The sequence below is a fragment of the uncultured Aquincola sp. genome, from assembly GCF_964001545.1.
Lineage (GTDB): Bacteria > Pseudomonadota > Gammaproteobacteria > Burkholderiales > Burkholderiaceae_C > Aquincola.
Genome location: NZ_CAXFDV010000490.1, coordinates 1 through 2,231 on the forward strand (window position 1 = coordinate 1; position 2,231 = coordinate 2,231).

At 71.5% G+C, this 2,231-nt stretch carries 2 protein-coding genes and 2 pseudogenes; all 4 read left to right on the forward strand.

From position 1 onward, the window contains the following. Window positions 1-181, forward strand: a pseudogene (locus ABNT58_RS16730) (formylmethanofuran--tetrahydromethanopterin N-formyltransferase); the annotation flags it as partial. Then, a complete protein-coding gene (locus ABNT58_RS16735) occupies window positions 178-1,008 on the forward strand; it encodes a formylmethanofuran dehydrogenase subunit C (RefSeq protein WP_348754582.1) in 831 nt (276 codons plus the stop codon). The pseudogene ABNT58_RS16730 and the gene ABNT58_RS16735, both read left to right, overlap by 4 nt. Before the next feature lie 30 nt (window positions 1,009-1,038). Next, window positions 1,039-1,572 (forward strand): formaldehyde-activating enzyme, encoded by a 534-nt coding sequence (gene fae, locus ABNT58_RS16740; protein WP_348754583.1) that lies wholly within the window; start codon window positions 1,039-1,041, stop codon window positions 1,570-1,572. A gap of 182 nt (window positions 1,573-1,754) precedes the next feature. Continuing rightward, a pseudogene (locus ABNT58_RS16745) lies at window positions 1,755-2,231 on the forward strand (chloride transporter); the annotation flags it as partial.

Below are 2,231 nucleotides of genomic sequence, written 5' to 3' on the forward strand. Positions count from 1 at the left end.
CTGCGTGATGGAGGTGGTGATCGACGGCCTGACCGAAGCCGACGTGGCCGCGGCGATGAAGGCCGGCATCCAGGCCGGCATCGGCATCGGCCGCGCGGGCGGGCTGGTGCGCATCGGCGCCGGCAACTACGGCGGCAAGCTGGGGCCCTTCCACTTCCACCTGCACAAGTTGCTGCCATGACCGCGGTGCGCATCGACCTCACCCTGCGCCAGGCGCCGCCGCTGCGTGTGGACCTGCGTGGCCTGCTGCCGGCGGCGCTGGCCGAGCTGGGCGTGGCGCAGATCGAGCAGCTGCGCTTCGGCCATGGCCGCGACACGGTGCCGCTGGCGGAGTGGTTCAGCGTGCAGCGGCACGAGACCGATGACGCTGCGCCCGCGCTGCGCCTGGTGGGCGACTGCAGCCGCTTCGACCGCATCGGCACCGGCCTGGCCGCCGGCAGCCTGACGGTGGAAGGCCCGGCCGGCGACTACGTGGGCGCCGGCATGACCGGCGGCGAGCTGCTGGTGCAAGGCGACGCCGGCCTGCTGGCCGCCTGCGAGATGGCCGGTGGCCGGCTGCAGGTGCAGGGCAGCGTGGGCGACTGGGCCGCTTCGGCCCTGCCCGGCAACCTGGACGGCATGCGCGGCGGCAGCTTCATCGTGGGTGGCGATGCGGGCCAGCGCTTCGGCGACCGCATGCGCCGCGGCACGGCCGTGATCCATGGCCGCGCGGGCGACTTGCTGGCCTCGCGCATGGTGGCCGGCACCATCGCCGTGGCCGGCGCGGTGGGCGCGCAGCCGGGCTACGGCATGCGCCGGGGCAGCCTGGTGCTGGCCGGCCCGCCTTGCACGCCCGGCCCCACCTTCGTGCGTGCGATCGCCGACGTGCCGGTGGCCTGGCAGCTGCTGGCGCGCAGCCTGGCGCGCCACGGCGGCGCCTTTGCCAGGCTGGCGCAGCGGCGCATGCAGCGGCATCTGGGCGACCTGTCGGCCGCCGGCAAGGGCGAGCTGATCCTTGTAGAACCTTGAACCTTTGACCCGAGTACCCGAAAGACTGCGATGACCCAGCCCTATCTGTTTCATGCCGGCGAAGCCACCGTGCTGGCCAAGGAAGGCCAGTTCACCGACGCGATGCCCGAGATCCTGATCGGCCGCACCGACGGCCCGGTGGGCCAGGCCTTTGCCAACATGATGGCGCAGAGCAAGGGCCACACGGCCATGTTCGCCATCCGCGCCTGCAACCAGCTGGTCCGGCCGGCCACCATCTTGGTGCCCAAGGTCACGCTCAAGGACATGGCCAACATCGACCTCTTCGGCGGCGTGGTGCAAAGCGCCACCGCCGACGCGGTGGTGGACTGCCTGATCGAAGGCATCATCCCCAAGGAGTTGGCCAACGAGCTGTGCATCATCAGCCTGGTGTGGATCGACCCGCGCTGCGCGACCGACCCGAACCTGGACAAGAAGGACATGTACCGCACCAACTACGAGGCCACCAAGCTGGCCTTGAAGCGGGCGCTGAACAACGAGCCGTCGGTCGAGGAGCTGATCGCCAACCGCCACACCATCAAGCACGACATGGACGATTGGAGTTGATGTCTGCCCCCAAGACGCCGCTGCGCGGCGTCGCCCCCCCAAGGGGGAGCCGGTCCGCCTGACATGGCGCCCCCTCGACGCCTTCGGCGTCGTCCCCCCGAGGGGGAGCCGGTCCGCCTTGGGAGCGGCCCGGCGGCGGACCGGGGCGGCCCGTCGGCCCTTCGCTCTGCTAAGGTTTCGTGATGAGCCTCCTGCCCGCCTTCGCCTTGCTGGACGACCGTGATGCCACGCCCGAGCGGCCGGTCAGCCGCTTGTACGAAGACCTGGCGCACGAGCATCGCTGCACCGACCCGGCCACGCTGGACGCTACCTGGGCGCAGGTGGAAGCCGACCAGCGCGCCGGCCTGCACGCGGTGCTGCTGGCCGACTACGAATGGGGCGCCAAGCTGCTGCGCGCAGGCCATGCGGCGCTGGCGGCTGATGACACTTCGGCGCTGCGGGTGCTGATGTTCCGCCGCCTGCGCCGCCTCTCGCGCGACGAGGTGGACGCCTGGCTGGCCGAGCGTGAAGGCCAGCCAGCGCTCGGCCCGGCCGGCGTGGCTGGCCTGCAGGCCAGCGTCGACCGCGAAGCCTTCGTCAACGCCATCGGCCGCGTGCACGAGGCCATCCGCGCGGGTGAGACCTACCAGATCAACTACACCTACCGTCTGCACGGCCAG

Bases quoted from the DNA above. Each gene is read 5' to 3' on its own strand.
- ABNT58_RS16735 (WP_348754582.1), top strand. From the start codon at position 178: ATGACCGCGGTGCGCATCGACCTCACCCTGCGCCAGGCGCCGCCGCTG.
- fae (WP_348754583.1), top strand. From the start codon at position 1,039: ATGACCCAGCCCTATCTGTTTCATGCCGGCGAAGCCACCGTGCTGGCC.